The sequence below is a fragment of the Staphylococcus sp. HMSC36A10 genome (assembly GCF_001838845.1).
Lineage (GTDB): Bacteria > Bacillota > Bacilli > Staphylococcales > Staphylococcaceae > Staphylococcus > Staphylococcus aureus.
The window spans coordinates 1-502 of record NZ_KV839078.1 but is presented as its reverse complement, the minus strand read 5'-3'; the positions used below and the strand labels follow the sequence as shown (position 1 = coordinate 502).

Annotated in this window: 1 protein-coding gene; it reads left to right on the top strand. The window is 34.5% G+C overall.

Annotated elements, in window-relative coordinates; all coding sequences use genetic code 11:
• Window positions 1–500: IS30 family transposase (locus tag HMPREF3247_RS02530; protein WP_083324625.1), on the top strand; the 500-nt coding region annotated here is incomplete at its 5' end.
• Window positions 501–502: the final 2 nt, after the last annotated feature.

Genomic DNA, 502 nt, shown 5'->3' with positions numbered 1-502 from the left:
ATAAGGAGTTTGGACATCTTGAAGGAGATACTATTGTTGGTCGTCGTCATGGTAGTGCAATCATTACTTTGGTAGAAAGAGTATCCAAGATGATTATCACCTTACGACCCTTAGGTCGTAAGGCAACTGATATAGAAAACACTCTACACTCAATGTTTTCAGCTTTATCTTCTCATATATTTAAATCAATTACTTTTGATTGTGGTAAGGAGTTCTCAAACTGGAAAACATTATGTAACTGTCACGATATATCTATATTTTTTGCTGATCCAGGCACGCCATCACAGCGAGGTTTAAATGAACATTCTAACGGAATAATTAGACGCAGTGGATTAGATAAAGAACTAGATTTCAATTTAGTAACGGATGATCATATCATCAGTGTTGCTCAAAAAATCAATCATCGTCCTAGAAAATCTTTAGGTTATAGAACACCATTGGAAGTATTTATGAGTTTCATCGAAGATGATAAACTTGTCCAGCTTAATTTGACAATCTAAAG